The organism is Marinomonas sp. S3726 (assembly GCF_000967665.1).
Lineage (GTDB): Bacteria > Pseudomonadota > Gammaproteobacteria > Pseudomonadales > Marinomonadaceae > Marinomonas.
On the sequence record NZ_JXYC01000079.1, the window covers coordinates 1 to 1,042 of the forward strand.

Annotated in this window: 1 protein-coding gene; it reads right to left on the bottom strand. The window is 38.5% G+C overall.

Translation table 11 applies throughout. The annotated features are described in order from the left end of the window. Positions 1–216: 216 nt before the first annotated feature. On the bottom strand, positions 217–1,026 hold the full coding sequence (locus tag TW85_RS25105; protein WP_238326296.1) for a transposase: 810 nt from the start codon (positions 1,024–1,026) through the stop codon (positions 217–219). Between the last annotated feature and the right edge of the window lie 16 nt (positions 1,027–1,042).

Consider the following 1,042-nt stretch of genomic DNA (forward strand, 5'->3'; position numbering starts at 1 on the left):
ATCAGCCATTCTAAAAGAGATTAAACACAACATCACCTGAACATCACTCACTTCGATCTTTTTAGCATTTTATGATTGGGTAATAGGAAGCTTTCTAAAAATTAATGGTTAAATTTAAGGCGTTCTATAAAAATTTTCATATTTGAAACGACAGAAGTTTTCGCGTTAACGATATTAAGGTTTAATTAAAATAGAACTGAATTTAGTGAGCTAAACCTAAGAAAGAAGCCGTTTACAAGCCGCTAATCCCGATCGCCGCTGCAACTGCGTATGTTCACAAAACTCAGCTAAGTAAGCTTCTGAACCAACTGCTGCTTTAAAGTGTTTCTCAAAGCCAGTCGTTACTTCTATCCATTGCTCTGACGTGAGGTTAATTCGCTGGAGTATAGGAGCAAGCGAGATATCTAGAGAGCCTCTTTTATCTTCCCTAACAACTCTTCCAGTGAGATCAATCAATTCTAGATAATCTGCTAGTTTGAAAGGCAAACCTTCTGGCTGATCTTCTCTTTCATAGCCAATAAAAGGAAATAAGTTTTTGGGTTGCGTCTGATTCGCTTTGGCGACTTCAATACGAGTCTTGATACTTGTATGTTTTGAAGCTTCAGGTGTCTTGTCCATCTTTGCACGTACAGGATTTAAGTCGACATAAGCCATACATGATACTAGCGCGGCTTCATTCAACAAGGCTTGAGATTTAAAGCGACCTTCCCAAAATCGTCCTGTACATTTGTCTTCATTATTAGCCATACGTGCTACAGATTCATTTAGCTCCCGCATAAACCAGCTTATGTCCATTAAACGTTTACGGTACTTCTCACAGCTCTCATAAACAGAGGCTAGTTCAAACTCCTCTAAGGTTTTGTTCTCTAGATACTTTTGCGTGAACTGAGTACCTTTATGTAGATGATGCCAGCGCTCAAGTACCTGTTTAATAGACCAATTATTCGCTTCATCTTCATTCACATGAAGCACTAGATGGGTATGATTGCTCATGACCGAATAAGCACATAAATCTATTGCAAAGATAGCTTCAAGAGAGAAT